Here is a 630-nt window from a genome sequence, read left to right as displayed (position 1 = left end):
GAGCCTTCAGTTCTTGCTCTTGTTGAGGCGCTTGACTCTTACATCCCAGAACCAGAACGTGCTATCGACAAAGCATTCTTAATGCCAATCGAAGACGTATTCTCAATTTCTGGTCGTGGTACTGTAGTAACAGGCCGTGTAGAAGCTGGTATCGTTAAAGTTGGTGAAGAAGTAGAGATCGTTGGTATTAAAGATACAGTTAAAACAACTGTAACTGGCGTAGAAATGTTCCGTAAACTTCTTGACGAAGGCCGTGCAGGTGAGAACTGTGGTATCTTACTTCGTGGTACTAAGCGTGAAGATGTACAACGTGGTCAAGTACTTGCTAAACCAGGTACAATCAAGCCGCACACTAAATTCGACGCAGAAGTATACGTACTTTCTAAAGAAGAAGGTGGTCGTCACACTCCATTCTTAAATGGTTACCGTCCACAGTTCTACTTCCGTACAACTGACGTAACTGGTGCAATCCAATTACAAGACGGCGTTGAAATGGTTATGCCAGGCGACAACGTTGAAATGTCAGTAGAATTAATCCACCCAATCGCAATGGACCCAGGTCTACGTTTTGCGATCCGTGAAGGTGGTCGTACTGTAGGTGCTGGTGTTGTTGCGAAAGTAACTGCATAA

Annotated in this window: 1 protein-coding gene; it reads left to right on the top strand. The window is 44.4% G+C overall.

Annotation, left to right across the window (positions count from 1 at the left end; translation table 11 throughout):
* The coding region (locus KTI79_RS19090; protein ID WP_262468846.1) for an EF-Tu/IF-2/RF-3 family GTPase at positions 1-630 on the top strand (630 nt) is incomplete at its 5' end.

Origin of the sequence: Acinetobacter sp. WU_MDCI_Abxd143 (genome assembly GCF_025514195.1) — a bacterium.
Lineage (GTDB): Bacteria > Pseudomonadota > Gammaproteobacteria > Pseudomonadales > Moraxellaceae > Acinetobacter > Acinetobacter pittii_H.
The sequence above is the reverse complement of the archived record's forward strand: the minus strand, read 5'-3'. Positions and strand labels throughout refer to the sequence as shown.